Raw genomic sequence first — 16828 nt, forward strand, 5'->3', positions numbered from 1 at the left:
GTCCGTCCTAGCCCTCGTAGCTCCGGATCGCGGCGACCTTCTCCGCCGACGGGGAGGTCTCGTCGAAGCTCTGCGCGAGCCAGTCGTCGGTGAGCGAACGGGCGAGTTCCAGCCCGATGACGCGCTGGCCGAAGCAGAGCACCTGGGCGTTGTTGCTGAGGACCGAGCGGCGCACGGAGTAGCTGTCGTGGGCGGTGACCGCGCGGATGCCGGGGACCTTGTTGGCGCTGATGGCCACGCCGAGGCCGGTGCCGCACACCAGGAGGGCGCGGTCGGCGGTGCCCTCGGCGACGCGGCGGGCCGCTTCCACCGCGACATGCGGGTAGGCGGTGTGCTCATCGCTGCCCACGCCGACGTCGATGACCTCGGCGACCCGGGGGTCGGCCAGCAGATCCCGCTTGAGGGCTTCCTTGTAGTCGTATCCGGCGTCGTCACAGCCGACGACGATCCGGAACGCGTTCGCGGTGGTCATACGGGATCGCTTCCTGTCGTCGTGTGGAGGGTGGCCACCGCGGTCAGCACCGCGGCGAGTGAGGTGGCTCCGGGGTCGGGGGTGCCCACGCTGCGCTCGGCGAGGGGGCGGGCGCGGCCCAGGCGGGGGCGCAGGGCGGCGGTGTCCTCGGCGGCCGTACGGGCTTCGGCCACGGCGGACGCGTACGCCTCGGCCACCGGAACTCCGGTCCGCAGCCGTGCCGCGAACGCGGTGGCGAATGGCGCGAGGGCGTCGACCAGGGTTTTGTCGCCCACCTCGGCCCCGCCGAGCGAGGTGACGGCGGTGAGCGCGGCCGTGGCGGCGGACGCCAGTTCCTCGCGTCCAGGCGCCCGGTCGGCCGGCAGTGCGGCGCCGATGGCGCGCAGCGCCACGCCCCACAGCGCACCCGAGGTGCCCCCGGCCTCCGCCGCCCAGGCATCACCGGCGGCGGCCAGCACCGCCGCCGGGGCGAGCCGATCGGTGTGTGCCTTCTCGGCGGCCACCAGTGCCGCGTCGACGCCCTTGCACATGCCACGGCCGTGATCGCCGTCGCCCGCCACCGCGTCCAGCCTGCCCAGGTCCTCGGCGTCCCGGTGCAGTACGTCGCGGGCGGCGCGCAGTGCGTGGACGGCCAGCTCCGCGGCCTCGACGGCCGCGCCGGACGCCGTGGCGGCGGACCGCTCCGGGCGGCGCGGGGCGGCGGCGGGCCGTACGGCGGCGTCGTCCACCGGGGATTCCCGCGGTGTCCCCCGGCGGAAGGCCGGGGTGTCGGCGGGTGCGAGCCACAGGCGTTCCAGCTCGTCGTCCAGCCAGCTCAGGGTGAGGGAGCAACCGGCCATGTCGAGGCTGGTGACGAGTTCGCCGACCTCGGGGCGTACGGGTGTGAGCCCCGCCTCGTCCAGCAGCCGGGCCACGGCGCCCCACAGCACGTACAGCTCCTCGTACTTGGTGGCGCCGAGGCCGTTGAGGACGACCGCGACCCGCCCCTCGCCGCCGGTGTCCGCGGGCCGGTCCGCCAGCAGCCCCGCCACCAGGACGCGGGCCAGGTCCTCGGCGGTGCCCAGGGTGTCCTCGCTGACCCCCGGTTCGCCGTGGATGCCGAGACCGAGGCCCAGGCGGCCCTCGGGAACGGTGAACAGGGGCGCGTCGGAGCCCGGCAGGGTGCAGCCGTCGAAGGCCACTCCGAGCGTGCGGGTACGGGCGTTGGTGTGCTCGGCCACGCGCACGACCTCGTCCAGACCGGCGCCTTCCTCGGCCGCCGCCGACGCGGTCTTGAAGACGACGAGGCCGCCCGCGATGCCCCGCCGCCGCGCCGTCTGGTCGGCGGGGGCGGAGGCGATGTCATCGGTGACGGCGAAGCAGCGGGCGGGAATGCCGTCGTCCGTCAACTGCCGTGCCGCGAGGCCGAAGTTCATCACGTCCCCGGCGTAGTTGCCGAAGAGGAAGAGGACACCTCCGCCCGCCTCCGCCGCCTCGGCGACCGAGCGGGCACGGGCGGCCGACGGGGAGGTGAACACATCGCCGATGACCGAACCGTCGGCGAATCCGGGGCCGACCACACCGCAGAAGGCGGGGTAGTGGCCGGAGCCGCCACCGGTGAGGACGGCCACCTTTCCGGTACGGGTGGGGCGGGCGCGCACCACACCGCCGGGCACGGCCCGTACGTGTTCCTGGTGGGCGGCGGCGAACCCGGTGATCATGTCGTCGGTGAACCTGGCGGGGTCGTTGAAGAGCCTGGTCATCGGGTGCTCCAGCCTTCGCGTGCGATGTCGAGGGCGTGGCGGTAGGCGGCGTAGCCCTCGGCGTAGTGGTCGATCAGCCCGCGCTCGGCGGTCACGGTACGGAGGCGGGCGCGCCAGGCACCGGGGTCGGCCGGTGTGCCCAGGGAGCGCCAGGCGACCTGGGCCGCACCGCGGATGCCCACGGCGTCGTCGCAGACCTCCAGGTCGCCCCCGAGGACACCGGCGAAGATGCGTGCCCACTCGCCGGAGCGCGCGCCGCCGCCGCAGGCGGTGACGGTGCGGGTGACGCCGAGGGTTTCCATGCAGTGCCGGGCCGAGTAGGCGACGGCCTCGCACAGCGCCCGTACCAGGTCGGCGCGGCCGGCCAGCGGGGACAGGCCGTCGAGGCGGCCACGGGCCCGCGGGTCGACGAAGGGTGCGCGCTCGCCGCTGGCGGACAGGAACGGCAGCGCGGTGACGCCCGCGGCGCCGGGCGGGGACTGGACGAGCAGCGCGTCCAGCGCCTCGATCTTGACGTCGAGCAGTTTCAGCAGCCAGTCCAGGCCCGCGGTGCCGATCATGGCGGGCATGACCCGCAGATAGCGGTTCTCGTACGGGGTCGCCAGCAGCATCCCGGCCGGGTCCTCGGCCATGGCCGGGCGCGGCTCGGTGTCGAGGACCTGGGCGGCGAGGGTGGTGCCGATGATGAGATTGCCCTCGCCCGGTTCGGCCACGCCCGAGCCGAAGGCGCAGGCCGGGATGTCGAATGGACCGGCGGAGACCGGCAGCCCGGCGGGCAGGCCCAGCCGCCGGGCGGCGTCGGGCAGCAGCCGGTGCAGAGTGCCGGGCGGGGCCGGATCCGGCAGCAGCCGGCGGTGTGCGGACAGTCCGCACAGCTCGAGCGCGGTCTCGTCGTAGGTACGGGTGGCGACGTCGAGGAACGGCTGCGAGGCGTCGGAGACATCGACGGTCACGGCGCCGGTCAGCCGCTGTACGACGGCGTCCACGCAGTATCCGGCGACGTGGGCCGCCGCCAGCCGCTCCGGCTCGTGCTCGGCCAGATGCGCCAGCAGGGGTGCCGCGGAGCCGGGGAAGAGGCCGACGCCGGTGCGCCGGTGCAGGGCGTGCAGGGTGCCGTCGGCGGTCCACCGGTCGAGCCGGTCCGCGGCCCGGCCGTCCATCCAGGACAGCGCGCGGCCGACGGGGGCGCCCGTGGCGTCGCGCAGCCACAGGCCGTCGCCCTGCCCGGTGAGGGCCAGGGCCTCGGCCGGTTCGTCGCCCAGTTGCGCGGCGTCGGCGAGTGCCGCCCGTACGACGGTCTCCACGGTGCCCACGACATCGTCCAGGTCCTGCTCGACGCGGTGTCCGGGCAGCGTGTAGACGGTGCTGCGGGCCTCGTGGGCGGGGGTGGTCCGGCCGTCGCGGGCGATGAGCTGGGCCTTGGTGACCGAGGTGCCGATGTCGACTCCGACGATCATGGCCGGCCCCCGGTCAGCACCTCCGGATTGGCCACGTGTCGCAGCGGTTCGCCGCGCAGGAAGCGGGCGGCCTCGGCAGCGGTGATCAGGGCGGCCCGGTCGGCGGTCTGCCGGGTGGCGCCCGCCAGATGCGGCGTGGTGATGACACGGGGGGCCTTGTGCAGCGGCCAGTCGGCCGGGGGCGGCTCGATGTCGTAGACGTCCAGGGCGAGCGCGCCGAGCCGGCCGGACTCCAGCAGGCCGGGCAGCGGGGCGTAGTCGAGCAGCTCGCCGCGGGCCGAGTTGACGAGGATGGCGCCCTCGGGCAGGAGCGCGAGGTTGCCGGCGTTCAGCAGATGCCGGGTCTCGGGGGTGACCCGGGCGTGCAGACTCACCACGGAGCTGCGCCGCAGCAGGTCGTCCAGGGTGGTGAGCTCGACACCGTCGGCCCGCGCCCGGGCCGGATCCGTGTACGGATCGGCGACCAGGACGTGTGCGCCGAAGGCGCGCAGCACACGGGCCACGATGGAGCCGATGGCTCCGTACCCGATGAGGCCGGTGGTGGCGCCGTCGAGTTCCAGCCCCGCGTTCTCGTAGGCGTAGTAGTCACCGCGCCAGGTGCCCTCCTTGAGGGCCGCGTCGGCGAAGGTGAGGTGGCGCATGGCGGCGAGGATCAGGCCGATGGTGAATTCGGCGGCAGCGGCGGCGTTGCGGCCCGGTGTGAAGGTGACGGGTATCCCGGCGGCGGTGGCGGCGGCCAGGTCCACGTTGACCGGGCCGCCACGGGCCACGCCGATGAACTTCAGATGGGGCGACTCGCGGATGACACGGGCGGTGAACGGAGCCATCTGGGTCAGGGCGACACTCGCGTCGCCGAGCGCCTCGAGCACCTGCTCCTCGGTGCCGCTGGCCTCCTTCACACCCCCGTTCCCCTGCCCGTCGGCGCCCACCGGGCCGAAGGGTTCGTTCGGCCAGCGGGTGCGCAGGGTGCGGAAGCTCAGCCCGGCGGAGGGCAGGCTCTCGCTCAGAGCGGCGGCGAAGAGTTCGGGGGCGATGAAGTCGTCGCCGGATGCCAGGACCGCGGTCATGTCGGTCACTCCCCTCGGGTGTCGAGCCTGCTGAGCAGGAAGTCACGTACGGCATGGTGGTCCGCAGAACGGTAGGCGGCGGCCGCCAGGGCGTCGTCGGCGGGTGGGTACTGCGGATTGGGGATGGCCACCACGGTCATCCCGGCGGCCGCGGCGGCGCGCAGTCCGTTGCTGGAGTCCTCCACCGCCAGACAGCGCTCCGGGGCCACGCCGAGGGTACGGGCGGCGGCCAGATAGACGTCCGGGCTCGGCTTGCCGCGCTCCACCTCGGCGCTGGAGACGGTCGCCTTGAAGTGGTGGTCGACACCGTGGTGGACGAGGACGGCGTCGATGACCCGGCGCGGCGCGGAGGAGGCGAGCGCGATGGGGGCGAGCTCGGCGGTGGCGGTGATCATCTCCCGCGCTCCGGGCAGCAGGCCGATGCGGCCGTCTGCCAGCGCCTGGACCATGCCGTCGACGACGACCTCCTCGGTGCTCTCCGCGGAGTCACCCGCCCCGCAGAACCGGGTGAGGTAGGCGGCCCACTCGGGGGCGCTCATCCCCTGGACGTCGCGCGTCTGGTCCGGGCCCCATGTGCGGCCGCGTGCGGCGGCGTATCCGGCCCACAGCTCTTCCCACAGATGCTCGCTCTCCACCAGTACGCCGTCCATGTCGAAGACCACTGCGTCGGCCATGCGTACCCCTGATCTCCTGGCTGATGATCTCTGGCTGTGCCGGAGCACCGGGCGGTGCCCGTCACGAGGGGCGGTGCCCGTCGCACTGGGCAGTGCCCGTCGCACCGGGGCGCTGTCCGTAGCCCCCGGCGGTGTCCGGCACAGCGAAATTAACATTGGTGGCGTGAGTTGTCACTGGTTCTATGTGAGAAACGAACACGGCAGGATGGGGGCATGACTACTCCCCCGTCGTCGCGCGGCGCGCGGCAGCAGCGGCACCAAGTGATCGTCGACCACGTTCTGGCCCGGGGGGACGCCACCGTCGCCGAACTGGTCGAGCTGACCGGCGTCAGCCTGATGACGGTCCACCGGGACATCGCCGAACTGGCGGACCGCGGCATCCTGCGCAAGTACCACGGCGGCGTCTCCGCACAGCCCTCGATGGTCTTCGAGTCCAGCTCGGACTTCCGGCTGCACGCACACGCCGACGAGAAGCGGGCACTGGCCCACGCAGCCCTGCCGTTCGTGGCCCCGGGGATGTCGGTGATGCTGGACGACTCGACCTCGGCGCTGGCCCTGGCGCGGCTGTTGCCCGAGGTGGGGCCGCTGACCGTGGTGACCAACTACCGCCTGATCACCGAGGAGCTGAGGGGCGCCGAGGGCATCCGGCTGATCTGCGTGGGCGGCGAGTACTCGCGCACCCATGACTCATGGATCGGCCTGCCGGCGATGGACATGATCGGCGGCATCTCCGTCGATCTGAGCGTGCTCTCCACCTCCGCGATGACCGCGGGCATGACGTTCCACCAGGAGCAGGAGATCGTCAGCATCAAGCGGGCGACCCGGCAGGCGGGCGCGACGAGCCTGCTGCTCATGGACCACAGCAAGGTGGGCCGCCGGGCGCTGCACCAGTTGGAGGGCGTGGACTCCTTCGACCACGTTCTGCTGACCGGCCCGGTGGACGGGGAGCTGGTGCGGGAGATGCGCGAGCTGACGGATGTGCGGGTCGTCGAGACGGAGTAGTTACCACTCGATCCCGTTATCTTTACCAAGGCCCTTGATATTTCTCTCGGCGCGCTTGAGTATCTGCGGTCGTACTCCTTACATCACCGCAGAGTGGAGGTCGAGCGATGCCGAAACCCTTGATCCTGGGCTATCTGGGCGTACTCCTGTTCATGATCGGCGATGGTGTCGAAGCCGGGTTCATCGCCCCCTACATGGCCGACCACGGCGCGTCGACGGACGTACGCGCCGGGTACGTCATCACCGTGTACGGCATCGCCGTCATGCTTGCGTCGTGGTTCTCCGGCGCGCTCTGTCAGGTGTGGGGGCCACGCCGGGTGATGTGGACGGGCCTGGCGATCTGGGCCGTCTTCGACGCCGCGTACCTGCTCTTCGCGCTGGGCACCGAGAACTACCCGCTGATGTTGCTCTTCTACGGCATCCGGGGCTTCGGCTACCCGCTCTTCGCGTTCGGTTTCCTCGTATGGATCACCAACACGGCGCCGAAGGCCCGGCTGGGCACCGCGGTGGGCTGGTTCTACTTCGCCTTCACCGGCGGCCTGCCCACCCTCGGCTCGCTGTGGTCGAGCCTGACGATCCCCGCGTTCGGCCGCCTGGGCACGCTGTGGTCGGCGCTCGCCCTGATCCTCCTCGGCGGCGCCATCGCCCTGGTCGGCGCCCGCAGGAGGCCCGGCGGCGACCGGATGGCACCGCCGGAGGTCACCACCGGCCAGAGCCTGCTCAACTCCGTCTCCATCATCTGGACCCATCCGCGCGTGCTGGTGGGCTGCCTGGTCCGGGTCATCAACACGGCCCCGGAGTTCGGCATGCTGGTGTACCTGCCGCGGATCTTCTCCGACGACGTCGGCTTCGGCGAGGACAAGTGGCTCCAGTTGCTGGCGATCATCTACGGCACCAACATCTTCTTCAACCTCATCTTCGGCGTCCTCTCCGACCGCATCGGCTGGCGCACCACCATCGCGGGCTTCGGCGCGCTGGGCTGCGCGATCAGCGTCACGACGCTGTACTTCGTACCGACGTGGCTCGGCGCGGACTACTACTGGGTCGCGGTGCTCGCGGGCATGTTCTACGGCGCCACCCTCGCGGGATTCGTCCCCATCTCGGCGCTCATCCCGTCAATGGCCCCGGAGAACAAGGGAGGTTCGATGGCCCTGCTCAACCTGGGCGCGGGCGGCGCGGCCTTCGTCGGTCCGGCGATCGCCAGCCTCTTCTTCCCCCTCTTCGGCGCCGGCGGAGTCACCCTGATCTTCCTCGCCCTCTACCTGGTCGCCTTCGTGCTGACACTCCTGCTGAAGCTCCCCGAGGAGCAGGGTGACAAGCCCCCGGCCCCGGACACGACGACCGGCCGGCAGCCCCGCACCGACACGGCCTCGACCACCACATCCGCCTGAACCCTGCTACGCCGGGGGCACCCGCACCGGCCCGCCGCACCCCGAGAGCGGCCGGGCCGGGCGGGCCCGGCAAAAACCCATTGGCGGACCACGGCGACCGCTGCTACTTTTCCGGAGGCCGTGCGAGAGATCGAGGAGGTGGTACCCGTGAACACAGTATCGACATGGGTGCTCCCCTCCGGGGTCACGGTCGGGCGATAGGTCGTCCGGGAGCGCCGTTTCAGAGCCCTCCCGAAAGGCACGACCATGCGATTCACTTCCGAACAGCGCCTCGACGACGGTGTCCTCGAGCGCGAATTCACCCTCGGCGAGATCCCCGGCATCCTGTGGACCCCCGCCCCCACACCCACATCCGCACCCACATCCGCATCCGCATCCGCACCGGTGCCGCTGATCCTGCTCGGCCACCCTCCCCTCGGGCTGCGCAAGATGTACCCCCGACTGGTGGCCCGGGCCCGGCACTCCGCGGCGGAGGGCTTCGCCACGGCCACCATCGAGCTCCCCGGAAGCGGCGACCGGCCCCGTTGGCCCGCCGCCGAGCAGGCCCGCGCCGACCTGCGCCGGGCGATGGACGCCGGCGGGCCGGTCAGCGACGAGATCGTCGAAGCCCTCGTCCTCCCACTGGTCGAAAAGGCGGTCCCGGAATGGCAGGCCACCCTGGACGCCCTCCTTTCGCTGCCCGAAATCGGCGGCCCGGTCGGGTACTCGGGGGGAGTGATCTCCATCGGCATCCGGCTGGCGGTGGTCGAACCGCGCATCGTGGCCGCCGGTCTCTTCGCCGGGAGTCTCGTGCCACGCGCCATGTTCGAGGAGGCCCGGCAGATCACCATTCCACTGCACGTCCTGCTGCAATGGGACGACGAAGGCAACGACCGGCAGGCGGCCCTGGACCTGTTCGACGCCTTCGGCTCCAAGGAGAAGTCCCTGCACGCCAACATGGGCGGACACACCGGCGTCCCGCAATTCGCGGCAGACGCCGCGGCCCAGTTCTTCACCCGACATCTGAAGTGAGACCGGGCCGTCGGACCGGCAGCAGACGGTAGCCGCTGTCGGCCGACATGCCGCTCATCGAGGACAGGCCACGGCCCTCCTCGATGAGCGGCGGCCGGCAGACTCACAACCGCCCCGATCGGACGGCTTCATCGTGGGCACGCCCCCGTCACAATCCGAGCGCCGGCGTGCAATACCAGGTGGTGTGAGGGCCATCGGACGTCGAACTCGTCGCCTACGTCTTCGGTCCGATGACTGTGGTGTCAGCGGGCGGTCGGAACGTAGGTGAGGCCGAGGACGCCGTTGGTGAGCCGCTTGACGTCGATCAGGTCGAACTCCGTGGTGTCGATCCCGTCGTAGAGCCGTTCGCCGCTGCCGGCGATGACGGGGAAGAGCCAGAACAGATACTCGTCGACCAGCCCGTGTTCGAGCAGTGTCCGGCTGAACGAGCCGCCGGTGCCGACCTTGAGGATGTCGCCGCCCGGCTGTTCCTTCAGCTTGCGTACGGCGTCGACGACGTCGTCCCCGAGCGGGGTGGCGTTCCACTTCATCTCGGTGAGGGTGCGCGACGCCACGTGCTTGGGGATGGTGTTCATCCGGATCGCGTAGTCGCCGAACGCCTCCTCCATGGTCGGCCACACCTCGGCGTGGTTCTCGTAGCTGACCCGCCCGTAGAGCAGCGCGTCGACGGAGAAGAGCAGGTCTCTGGACAGTTGCCCGAACTCGCCGGCCCACCGCGTGGGGAGCCAGTTCTGGGGGGTGCTGATCTGGCCGTCCAGGGTGATTACCGCCTGCTCGATGATCTTCCGCACGGTCACTGCTCCTTGTCGGTCGACGTCGCGTGGTCAACGTGTTCAACGTGTCGAGAGTGCAGACCGGCCGGGGCGACAGAACTCATCGGTCCGGCGACGCCGTTCGCGTCGGGGGACGGATCGGCCGGTGCGCCCTTGAGTTCATGGAAGCCGGGGGCGCCCGCGACCAGCAAGGTGGCGTCCCAGAGCCGGCCGGCCTCCTCGCCCCGGGGGACCCGGGACAGCACCGGCCCGAAGAAGGCGATCCGCGCGTCGGCGTCACCGCCCGGGTCCGGGGCGGCGACGATCGGAGTGCCGACATGAGGGCCGAGGAGAGCGATGGCCTCGGCGTGGGAAGCACGCACCGCGCCGTCGTAGTCGCCGCGGGACCCGGCCTCGGCAAGCTCCGGAGGCAGCCCGGCGTCGGCCAGCGCCGCCCCGGGGTCGTTCATCCACTGCTTGGCGCCGCCGTCACCGCGATCGGCCCAGAGGGCGGCGTAGAACGCACCCAGCCCTTCCTGACCGTACTGCCGCAGGACGGCGGCGCAGATGCGTACGGGCACCCACAGGTAGCCCTCGGGGTCCCCTTCGGGATCGTCGTCACGGCCCTCGTTGAGCACCGCCAGGCTCATGACGCGCCAGCGCACGTCCAGGGGCCGGACCGTGGCCGCCTCCACCACCCACCGCGAGGTCAGCCAGGTGTAGGGGCAGGCGGGGTCGAACCAGAAGTCCACGGTCGCTGTCGTCGCCATGGCGTGCTCCTCACCGCTCGCGTGAGCATGTAGCCGTTCCGGGGTGCGGGGTAGGGGGTACGGGGTACGTCCGGCGCGTCGGCCGCACCGGCCGGTGCGGTCGCCCTGCCCACACCTGTCAACTTCCGAATACCGTACGTGAGTTGTTGGCGAGGAAGGTGGACGGACAACGCCCTGGCCATCCCTCGCGTCGATCCGCGGCTTGGTCTGCCGAAGTGTATGAACACGCGTGAAATGAGTCGTAAGGAGACAAACGGCGATCTTCGCGAGATGCTGCTGAGCCTGGCCCGGCCCGCCGGGCCAGCAGTCCCGTATGAGGAGCCCCCATGGCAGCGTCGCCATCCACCGCCACCCCGACCGATGACGCGTACCGCTTCGACGATCTGACCGCCCTGTACATCAACTGCACACTCAAGCCGTCCGGGCAGCGGAGCAACACCCAGGGGCTGATCGACCGGAGTCGCGCGATCATGGATGCGCACGGGGTCACCACGGACGAGTTCCGGGCCGTCGACCACGACATCGCGACGGGCATCTACCCGGACATGACCGAACACGGCCTCGCCACCGACGCCTGGCCCACGCTGTACGGGCGGGTGATGGCGGCGGACATCCTGGTGCTGGCGGGGCCGATCTGGCTCGGCGACAACAGCTCGGTGACCAAGCGGGTGATCGAACGTCTCTACGCCTGCTCGAGTCTGCTCAACGACAAGGGCCAGTACGCCTTTTACGGACGCGTCGGCGGCTGTCTGATCACCGGCAACGAGGACGGTGTGAAGCACTGCGCGATGAACGTCCTCTACAGCCTCCAGCACCTCGGCTACACCATCCCGCCGCAGGCCGACGCGGGCTGGATCGGCGCGGCGGGACCGGGGCCGTCGTACCTGGACCCGGACTCGGGCGGCCCGGAGAACGACTTCACCAACCGCAACACCGCCTTCATGACCTGGAACCTGATGCATCTGGGGGCCATGCTCAAGCGTGCCGACGGCATCCCCGCCCACGGCAACCAGCGCTCCGAGTGGGAGGCGGGCTGCCGCTTCGACTACCCCAACCCCGACTACCGCTGAGGCCCCGCCGAGGTTGCCGAGGATCTCTGCGAGAGGGCCGCCGACCGGCCCGGCCTCCCTACGAGAATCGGTGGCTCACGAGGGCGCCCGGTACTCGCCGAGGATCTCCTCCGCGGTGCGGGCATCCTCGGCCTCGACCTTCACCGCTTCGTCGATCACCCGCCGCAGGCTTCCGCTCGGGATCACGACCGCGCCGCTGGCGTCGGCGTAGACATAGTCCCCGGGGACCACGCATACGCCGCCCACTTCCACGGCGACGTTGACGGCATAGGGCATGGCGATGTCGCCGCCCCAGCGGCTCGCCTCTCCCCGGCACCAGGTCGCGAAGCCGTAGGTGGCCAGTTGGTCGAAGTCGCGCAGTCGCCCGTCCGCCAGGACTCCGGCGGCATGGGTGTGTTCGAGCCTGGAGAGTTTCGTTCCACCGCCGTGGGATACCTCGGAATATCCTCCGCTGGAGAGCACCAGCACGGTGCCCGCCGGACGGTCGCCCACCGCCTGGCCGAAGAGATCGCCGAACTCGGCGTGCGGGACATCGTCGCGGTAGGGCACATAGGCGATCGTGGCGGCCGGGCCGAACAGCTTTCGTGGCGCGGGGCTGACGAGGCCGACGATATGCGCCCGGTGACCGTGGACCCGGCCCATGGCGTCGACCAGCGACGCGCAGGAGACACGGTCGGGCACGGGTTTCGGATCGCTGGCCATCGTCGCTTCCTCCCTCTCATCGCAGCACCGGACGATCACCCCCCATACCGGGCACACCATATGGTCAATGCTAGCCACCCGGCCGTAGCGCGGCAGCCCGGTGACGAGGCGCGGAGCGCCGGGACGACCGCCCCTCCCCAGCCGGCACGCGTTTTTTGCATGGCGGTCCCAACGCTGGGAGAATTGTGAACAACCCGGACAGTAGATCCGGAGGGAGTTCCGTATGGACTCGTCCGAAGCGCCGGGGATGCAATTCGGCATCTTCACGGTCGGTGACGTCACGACCGACCCCACGACAGGGACAGCCCCCACCGAGGCGGAGCGCATCCGGGCCACCGTCGCCATCGCGCGCAAGGCCGAGGAGGTCGGACTCGACGTCTTCGCCACCGGCGAGCACCACAACCCACCCTTCGTACCGTCCTCGCCGACGACGCTGCTCGGCTATATCGCCGGGCAGACCGAGCGCATCATCCTCTCGACCTCGACCACGCTGATCACGACCAACGACCCGGTCAAGATTGCCGAGGACTTCAGCGTGCTCCAGCACCTGTCCGGCGGTCGTACGGACGTCATGCTGGGACGGGGAAACACCGGGCCCGTCTACCCGTGGTTCGGGCAGGACATCCGCCAGGCCGTCCCCCTGACCGTCGAGCACTACGGCCTGCTGCGCCGCCTCTGGCGCGAGGAAGTGGTGGACTGGGAAGGCAAGCTGCGTTCGTCCCTGCAAGGCTTCACTCTGGTGCCACGGCCACTGGACGACGTCCCGCCCTTCGTCTGGCACGGCTCCATCCGCACCCCCGAAGTGGCGGAGCTGGCGGCCTACTTCGGGGATGGATTCTTCGCCAACCACATCTTCTGGCCCACCTCCCATACGCAGTCGATGGTTCAGATGTACCGCCGACGCTTCGCGCACTACGGTCACGGCACCCCGGAACAGGCCATCGTCGGCCTGGGCGGGCAGGTCTTCATGCGTCGCAACAGCCAGGAGGCGGTCGAGGAGTTCCGGCCGTACTTCGACAACGCCCCGGTCTACGGACACGGCCCCTCGCTGGAGGACTTCACGACCCTCACGCCGTTGACGGTCGGCTCACCGGCCCAGGTCATCGAGCGAACGCTGGGTTTCCGCGACTACACCGGCGACTACCAGCGCCAGCTCTTCCTCATCGACCACGCGGGTCTTCCGCTCAAAACGGTGCTCGAACAGCTCGATCTGCTCGGTGAGGAAGTGGTGCCGGTGCTCCGCAAGGAGTTCGCCGTCGGCAGACCGGCCGACGTCCCGCCCGCCCCGACACACGCGTCCCTGCTCCGTGCCCGTAAGTCCGAGGAAAAGCCGCAGTCCGACGATGAACACGACGCAGAGGAGCCGGAAGCGCGATGAAATTGGCGATCATCACCGGCGGTCTGCGCGAGCCGTCCTCGACGCGACTCCTCGCGGACCGGCTGGTGACGGCTGTGACCAGGGAACTCGCAGAACACGGCGAACAGGTCGAGGCGTCATTCGTGGAACTCCGTCCCCTGGGCCACCTCATCATGGACGCGATGCTGACGGGATTCACCAAGGACGAACTGGAATCCGCCTTCCGAACGGTCGCCGACGCCGATGGCATCATCGCCGTCACACCCGCCTTCAACGCCTCCTTCAGCGGCCTGTTCAAGTCCTTCTTCGACGTACTGCCGGAACAGACGCTCTCGGACCTGCCCGTCCTCATCGGCGCGACCGGCGGAACCGAGCGGCACTCGCTGGTCCTCGAACACGCGCTGCGCCCGATGCTCACCTATCTGCACGCGATCGTCTCGCCCCGTGCCGTCTACGCCGCCACCAGCGATTTCGGCTCCCAGTCGGGCGCCGCCCTGGCGGAACGCATCACCGACGCCGCGGCCGACTTCTCCCGTCTGCTGCGGGCCTGCGGTCCACGGGTACATCGGGACCTGGCGGACGAAGATCTCGCCTCCATGCAGCGGCTGCTCGGCGACACGACCGGGGTGGGCCCGGGCCGGCCGACGGATCTGGCATGAGGCGCACACCACCGCCCGCCCGGCGGATATGTCCCATCCTCAGAAAGGGTTCGTCATGCGCGCTCTGCGTTTCGACCGCTTCGGTGACCCCCATATCCTGCACCTCGCCGATATGCCCGACCCGGTGGCGGAGGGTGGGGAGGCCGTCATCGCCGTCAAGGCCGCCTCGGTGGATCCCTCGGACCTGAAGAATGTCGCCGGGCAGATGGGAGGAACCCCGCTCCCCCACACCCCGGGACGCAACTTCTCCGGCGTCGTCCTCGACGGACCGGAGAACTGGGTCGGTGCGGAGGTGTGGGGTACCGGAGGAGATGTCGGCTTCGCACGCGATGGCTCGCACGCGGAATTGCTCTCCATTCCGGCGGCGGCACTGGCCCGCAAGCCCGAACGGCTGAGTTTCGAGGAGGCATCGGCCGTAGGAATCAGCTTCATCACCGGCTGGCTCGGCGCCATCGAGGCCGCGCAACTGGCCAAGGGCGAGAACATCGCCGTGTTCGGCGTTTCGGGGGGTGTGGGCGGCGCCGTCGCGCAGATCGCCCACGCGGTCGGCGCCCGGGTGATCGGCGTGGACCGGGTCCGGCCCGCGGACGACACCCCCGCCGCGTCGATCATCGAGGAGTTTGTCGCGCTCGACGGCAGCGCACAGGACATCGGCGCCACGATCAAGCGGCTGACCGCGGGCCATGGGGTCGAGGTGGTGTACGACGCGGTCGGTGGCGTGACGACGCAGGCGGCCCTGGCCTCACTCGCCCCGCGCGGCCGGCTCGTGGTGATCAGTGCCATAGGCACCCGGACCGTGGAGATCGACCTCGTCGACCTGTACCGCAACGAAACCCATGTCCTGGGATGCAACAGCCTCAACTGCGATGTCGTCGAGTCGGGCGCCCGGCTCAACCGGCTCGCGCCGTTCTTCGAATCCGGAGAGTTCCATCCCCTCCCGATCGCCGACCGCTACAGCCTGGAGGACGGTCAGGACGCCTACCTGGCGGTGGAGAACCGCCGGGTACGGGGCCGCGTCGTCATCTGCCCCTGAATCCAGGCTTCCACCAGCATGGACCGGGCCCGCGCAGCAGACGGCCGACCGGCCCCGCCCGCTCCGGCCGGCCCGGTCACCTGGACCTCGGTGGCCAGGAACAGCGCCTTGGAGTGCCTCTTGGCGTTCGCGCTGCTCCTCGGGGTCACCACCATCGTGCGCTGGATCGCGGGGCCCTCGCCCGTGTCCGCGGCCATCCCGTACCCACATGTGAAACTGCTGGTCATCGGCGCGTGCGTGGGACCGCTCCTCGCCGGGCTGATCCTCAGTCCGGCCGGGAAGGCCTCGGGTGGACATATCAATCCGGCCATCTCGCTCGCCATGTGGCGGTTCGGGGTCTTCTCCGGGGTGGCCGTCGTTCCCTATGTCGTCGCCCAGCTCGCCGGGTCCCTGCTCGGTGTGCTCGCGGGCCGGGCCGTATGGGGCGGGGCGGCGGGCAGACCGCCGGTGAGCGACGCGGCACTGCAACCCGGCATCGGATGGTCGGCCGGTGTGCTCTTCGTCGCGGAGACCGCCTCCATGGCCGTCATCGTCCTTCTCGTCGGGGTCTTCCTGTCGGTGCCCCGGCTGGCGCCGCTGGTGCCATGGCTCGTCGGGCTGCTGATCGGCATGGCGGTCCCGTTGCTGGGGACGACGACCGGGGGTTCGGTCAACCCGGCCCGCCAGTTCGGACCGGCGATCGCCTCCGGCCGACTCGACTTCCTCTGGGTCTATCTGCTCGCCCCCATGGTGGGGGCTGTGGCGGCGGCCTCACTCCGCAACAGGTTCCTGAAGCGACGCGCGGTTCGTACGTATCGGCTGTGCGGAACCGACTGCGCCGACTCGCCCCCCGCGCGCCCGGTCGACCGCGTCGAAGCGTTTCGAGGGCGCCGGTCCGCTCATGCTCGCGATGCACCGGCCGCCCGGTCGGCGCGGGCCGCGCATCGGGCCCGCCGTCCGCATCGCCGTACGACGGCTCAGTCGGCGATGGCCTCGGTGGCTTCCGCGGCCTCAACGGCCTCCGCCGTCTCCGTGGCCTCCGTGGCTTCCCCAGTGACCGTGGCGGCGACGTCCCCGACCACGGCACACGCCTGCTTCTCGGGCACACCGGCCGCGATGAGCATGGCAATGGCACTTCGGGTGCCGTCGTCCTCCAGTGCCTCCACGTTGACCTGCTCCAGCAGAGCGACCGTCAGCGCCTCCAGGCCCGCGCTGAGCACCGCCGGAGGCAGATGGGTGTGGAAGACGCCGTCCCGCTGTCCGCGCTCCAGGATGGATGTGACCTCGTCCCGCGCGGGCTTGATGATCTCGGTGACGCGTTCCGCGCCCAGGTCGTGCCGGGCCAGTGCCAGGAGCATCCGGTAGCGGTCGCCTACGGGCCACATCGACAACGCGAACTGCGCGAGCGCCCGCTCGGCGGGCCCCTCGCCCGTCACACCGGCCACCGCCGCGTCCCGGAATGACTCGGAGGCTTCCTCGGCCAGCGCCTCGAGCAGCGCGACCCGTCCGGGGAAGTGGCCGAAGAGGGTGCGCCGTACGACACCGGCGGCGCGCGCCAGCTCCTCCAAGGTGATGTCCGGGTTCCGGCCGAGTTCCTTGCGGGCCGTGGCCAGGATGCGCGCCCGGTTGGAGCGCGCGTTGCGTCGCTGCGGGACGCGGGCAGCGGGCTTGGTCACGGACAACCTCGGGG

17 protein-coding genes and 1 pseudogene are annotated in these 16828 nt (G+C 70.8%); 8 read left to right on the forward strand and 10 right to left on the reverse strand.

The genetic code is table 11. From position 1 onward, the window contains the following. Positions 1-7 precede the first annotated feature (7 nt). Genes ACK1X7_RS08660 through ACK1X7_RS08680 form a run of 5 tightly spaced genes read right to left on the reverse strand, consistent with a single transcriptional unit; the run spans position 8 to position 5412 of the window. The gene (locus tag ACK1X7_RS08660; protein WP_059142953.1) at positions 8-472 is read right to left on the reverse strand and encodes a ribose-5-phosphate isomerase; all 465 of its coding nucleotides are present in this window, start codon (positions 470-472) and stop codon (positions 8-10) included. Further along, positions 469-2214 (reverse strand): dihydroxyacetone kinase family protein, encoded by a 1746-nt coding sequence (locus tag ACK1X7_RS08665; protein ID WP_413114896.1) that lies wholly within the window; start codon positions 2212-2214, stop codon positions 469-471. Before ACK1X7_RS08665 ends, ACK1X7_RS08660 begins: the two co-directional genes overlap by 4 nt. Beyond that, positions 2211-3671, reverse strand: a complete 1461-nt coding sequence (locus ACK1X7_RS08670; protein WP_390792590.1) for an FGGY family carbohydrate kinase — start codon at positions 3669-3671, stop codon at positions 2211-2213. The genes ACK1X7_RS08665 and ACK1X7_RS08670 overlap by 4 nt, the downstream gene beginning before the upstream one ends. Then, on the reverse strand, positions 3668-4738 hold the full coding sequence (locus tag ACK1X7_RS08675; RefSeq protein WP_390792589.1) for a 2-hydroxyacid dehydrogenase: 1071 nt from the start codon (positions 4736-4738) through the stop codon (positions 3668-3670). Before ACK1X7_RS08675 ends, ACK1X7_RS08670 begins: the two co-directional genes overlap by 4 nt. 5 nt (positions 4739-4743) lie before the next feature. Further along, on the reverse strand, positions 4744-5412 hold the full coding sequence (locus tag ACK1X7_RS08680; protein WP_361508075.1) for an HAD family hydrolase: 669 nt from the start codon (positions 5410-5412) through the stop codon (positions 4744-4746). A 213-nt stretch (positions 5413-5625) separates the two neighbouring features. Between ACK1X7_RS08680 and ACK1X7_RS08685 the strand changes: the two genes are divergently transcribed. From ACK1X7_RS08685 to ACK1X7_RS08695, 3 genes are all read left to right on the forward strand, one after another. Then, the gene (locus ACK1X7_RS08685) at positions 5626-6414 is read left to right on the forward strand and encodes a DeoR/GlpR family DNA-binding transcription regulator (protein ID WP_382950261.1); all 789 of its coding nucleotides are present in this window, start codon (positions 5626-5628) and stop codon (positions 6412-6414) included. Between the two features lie 107 nt (positions 6415-6521). Continuing rightward, entirely contained in the window at positions 6522-7805 is a 1284-nt protein-coding gene (locus tag ACK1X7_RS08690; protein WP_390792588.1) for an MFS transporter, read from the forward strand. Positions 7806-8051: 246 nt separating this feature from the next. Next, a complete protein-coding gene (locus tag ACK1X7_RS08695) occupies positions 8052-8816 on the forward strand; it encodes an alpha/beta hydrolase (protein WP_413114897.1) in 765 nt (254 codons plus the stop codon). A 242-nt stretch (positions 8817-9058) separates the two neighbouring features. Here ACK1X7_RS08695 and ACK1X7_RS08700 read toward each other — a convergent pair whose 3' ends face one another. Further along, complete coding sequence (locus ACK1X7_RS08700) at positions 9059-9607, reverse strand: dihydrofolate reductase family protein (RefSeq protein ID WP_385157412.1); 549 nt, start codon at positions 9605-9607, stop codon at positions 9059-9061. A gap of 2 nt (positions 9608-9609) precedes the next feature. Continuing rightward, the gene (locus tag ACK1X7_RS08705) at positions 9610-10338 is read right to left on the reverse strand and encodes a disulfide bond formation protein DsbA (RefSeq protein WP_413114898.1); all 729 of its coding nucleotides are present in this window, start codon (positions 10336-10338) and stop codon (positions 9610-9612) included. A 326-nt stretch (positions 10339-10664) separates the two neighbouring features. Between ACK1X7_RS08705 and ACK1X7_RS08710 the strand changes: the two genes are divergently transcribed. Then, positions 10665-11408 carry a flavodoxin family protein gene (locus ACK1X7_RS08710; RefSeq protein WP_390792585.1) on the forward strand — a complete coding sequence of 248 codons (744 nt, stop codon included), beginning with the start codon at positions 10665-10667 and terminating at the stop codon, positions 11406-11408. Between the two features lie 75 nt (positions 11409-11483). Here ACK1X7_RS08710 and ACK1X7_RS08715 read toward each other — a convergent pair whose 3' ends face one another. Further along, positions 11484-12110: an RraA family protein gene (locus ACK1X7_RS08715; RefSeq protein WP_385116075.1), complete on the reverse strand. Its 627-nt coding sequence runs from the start codon at positions 12108-12110 to the stop codon at positions 11484-11486. A 247-nt stretch (positions 12111-12357) separates the two neighbouring features. Between ACK1X7_RS08715 and ACK1X7_RS08720 the strand changes: the two genes are divergently transcribed. The 3 genes from ACK1X7_RS08720 to ACK1X7_RS08730 are packed head-to-tail and all read left to right on the forward strand — an operon-like array spanning position 12358 to position 15159. Continuing rightward, positions 12358-13488, forward strand: a complete 1131-nt coding sequence (locus ACK1X7_RS08720) for an LLM class flavin-dependent oxidoreductase (protein WP_398161157.1) — start codon at positions 12358-12360, stop codon at positions 13486-13488. After that, the gene (locus ACK1X7_RS08725) at positions 13485-14126 is read left to right on the forward strand and encodes a CE1759 family FMN reductase (RefSeq protein ID WP_385144288.1); all 642 of its coding nucleotides are present in this window, start codon (positions 13485-13487) and stop codon (positions 14124-14126) included. Before ACK1X7_RS08720 ends, ACK1X7_RS08725 begins: the two co-directional genes overlap by 4 nt. 55 nt (positions 14127-14181) lie before the next feature. Further along, on the forward strand, positions 14182-15159 hold the full coding sequence (locus ACK1X7_RS08730; RefSeq protein ID WP_398161103.1) for a quinone oxidoreductase family protein: 978 nt from the start codon (positions 14182-14184) through the stop codon (positions 15157-15159). Here ACK1X7_RS08730 and ACK1X7_RS08735 read toward each other — a convergent pair. Then, positions 15105-15386, reverse strand: a complete 282-nt coding sequence (locus ACK1X7_RS08735) for a hypothetical protein (RefSeq protein ID WP_390792710.1) — start codon at positions 15384-15386, stop codon at positions 15105-15107. The two genes, ACK1X7_RS08730 and ACK1X7_RS08735, sit on opposite strands and share 55 nt — an antisense overlap. Before the next feature lie 10 nt (positions 15387-15396). Between ACK1X7_RS08735 and ACK1X7_RS08740 the strand changes: the two are divergent. Next, a pseudogene (locus tag ACK1X7_RS08740) lies at positions 15397-15849 on the forward strand (aquaporin); the annotation flags it as partial. Positions 15850-16115: 266 nt separating this feature from the next. Here the strand turns inward: ACK1X7_RS08740 and ACK1X7_RS08745 are convergent. Next, positions 16116-16814, reverse strand: a complete 699-nt coding sequence (locus tag ACK1X7_RS08745; RefSeq protein WP_413116859.1) for a TetR/AcrR family transcriptional regulator — start codon at positions 16812-16814, stop codon at positions 16116-16118. Positions 16815-16828: the final 14 nt, after the last annotated feature.

This window comes from Streptomyces sp. CY-1 (genome assembly GCF_047218265.1).
Lineage (GTDB): Bacteria > Actinomycetota > Actinomycetes > Streptomycetales > Streptomycetaceae > Streptomyces > Streptomyces niphimycinicus.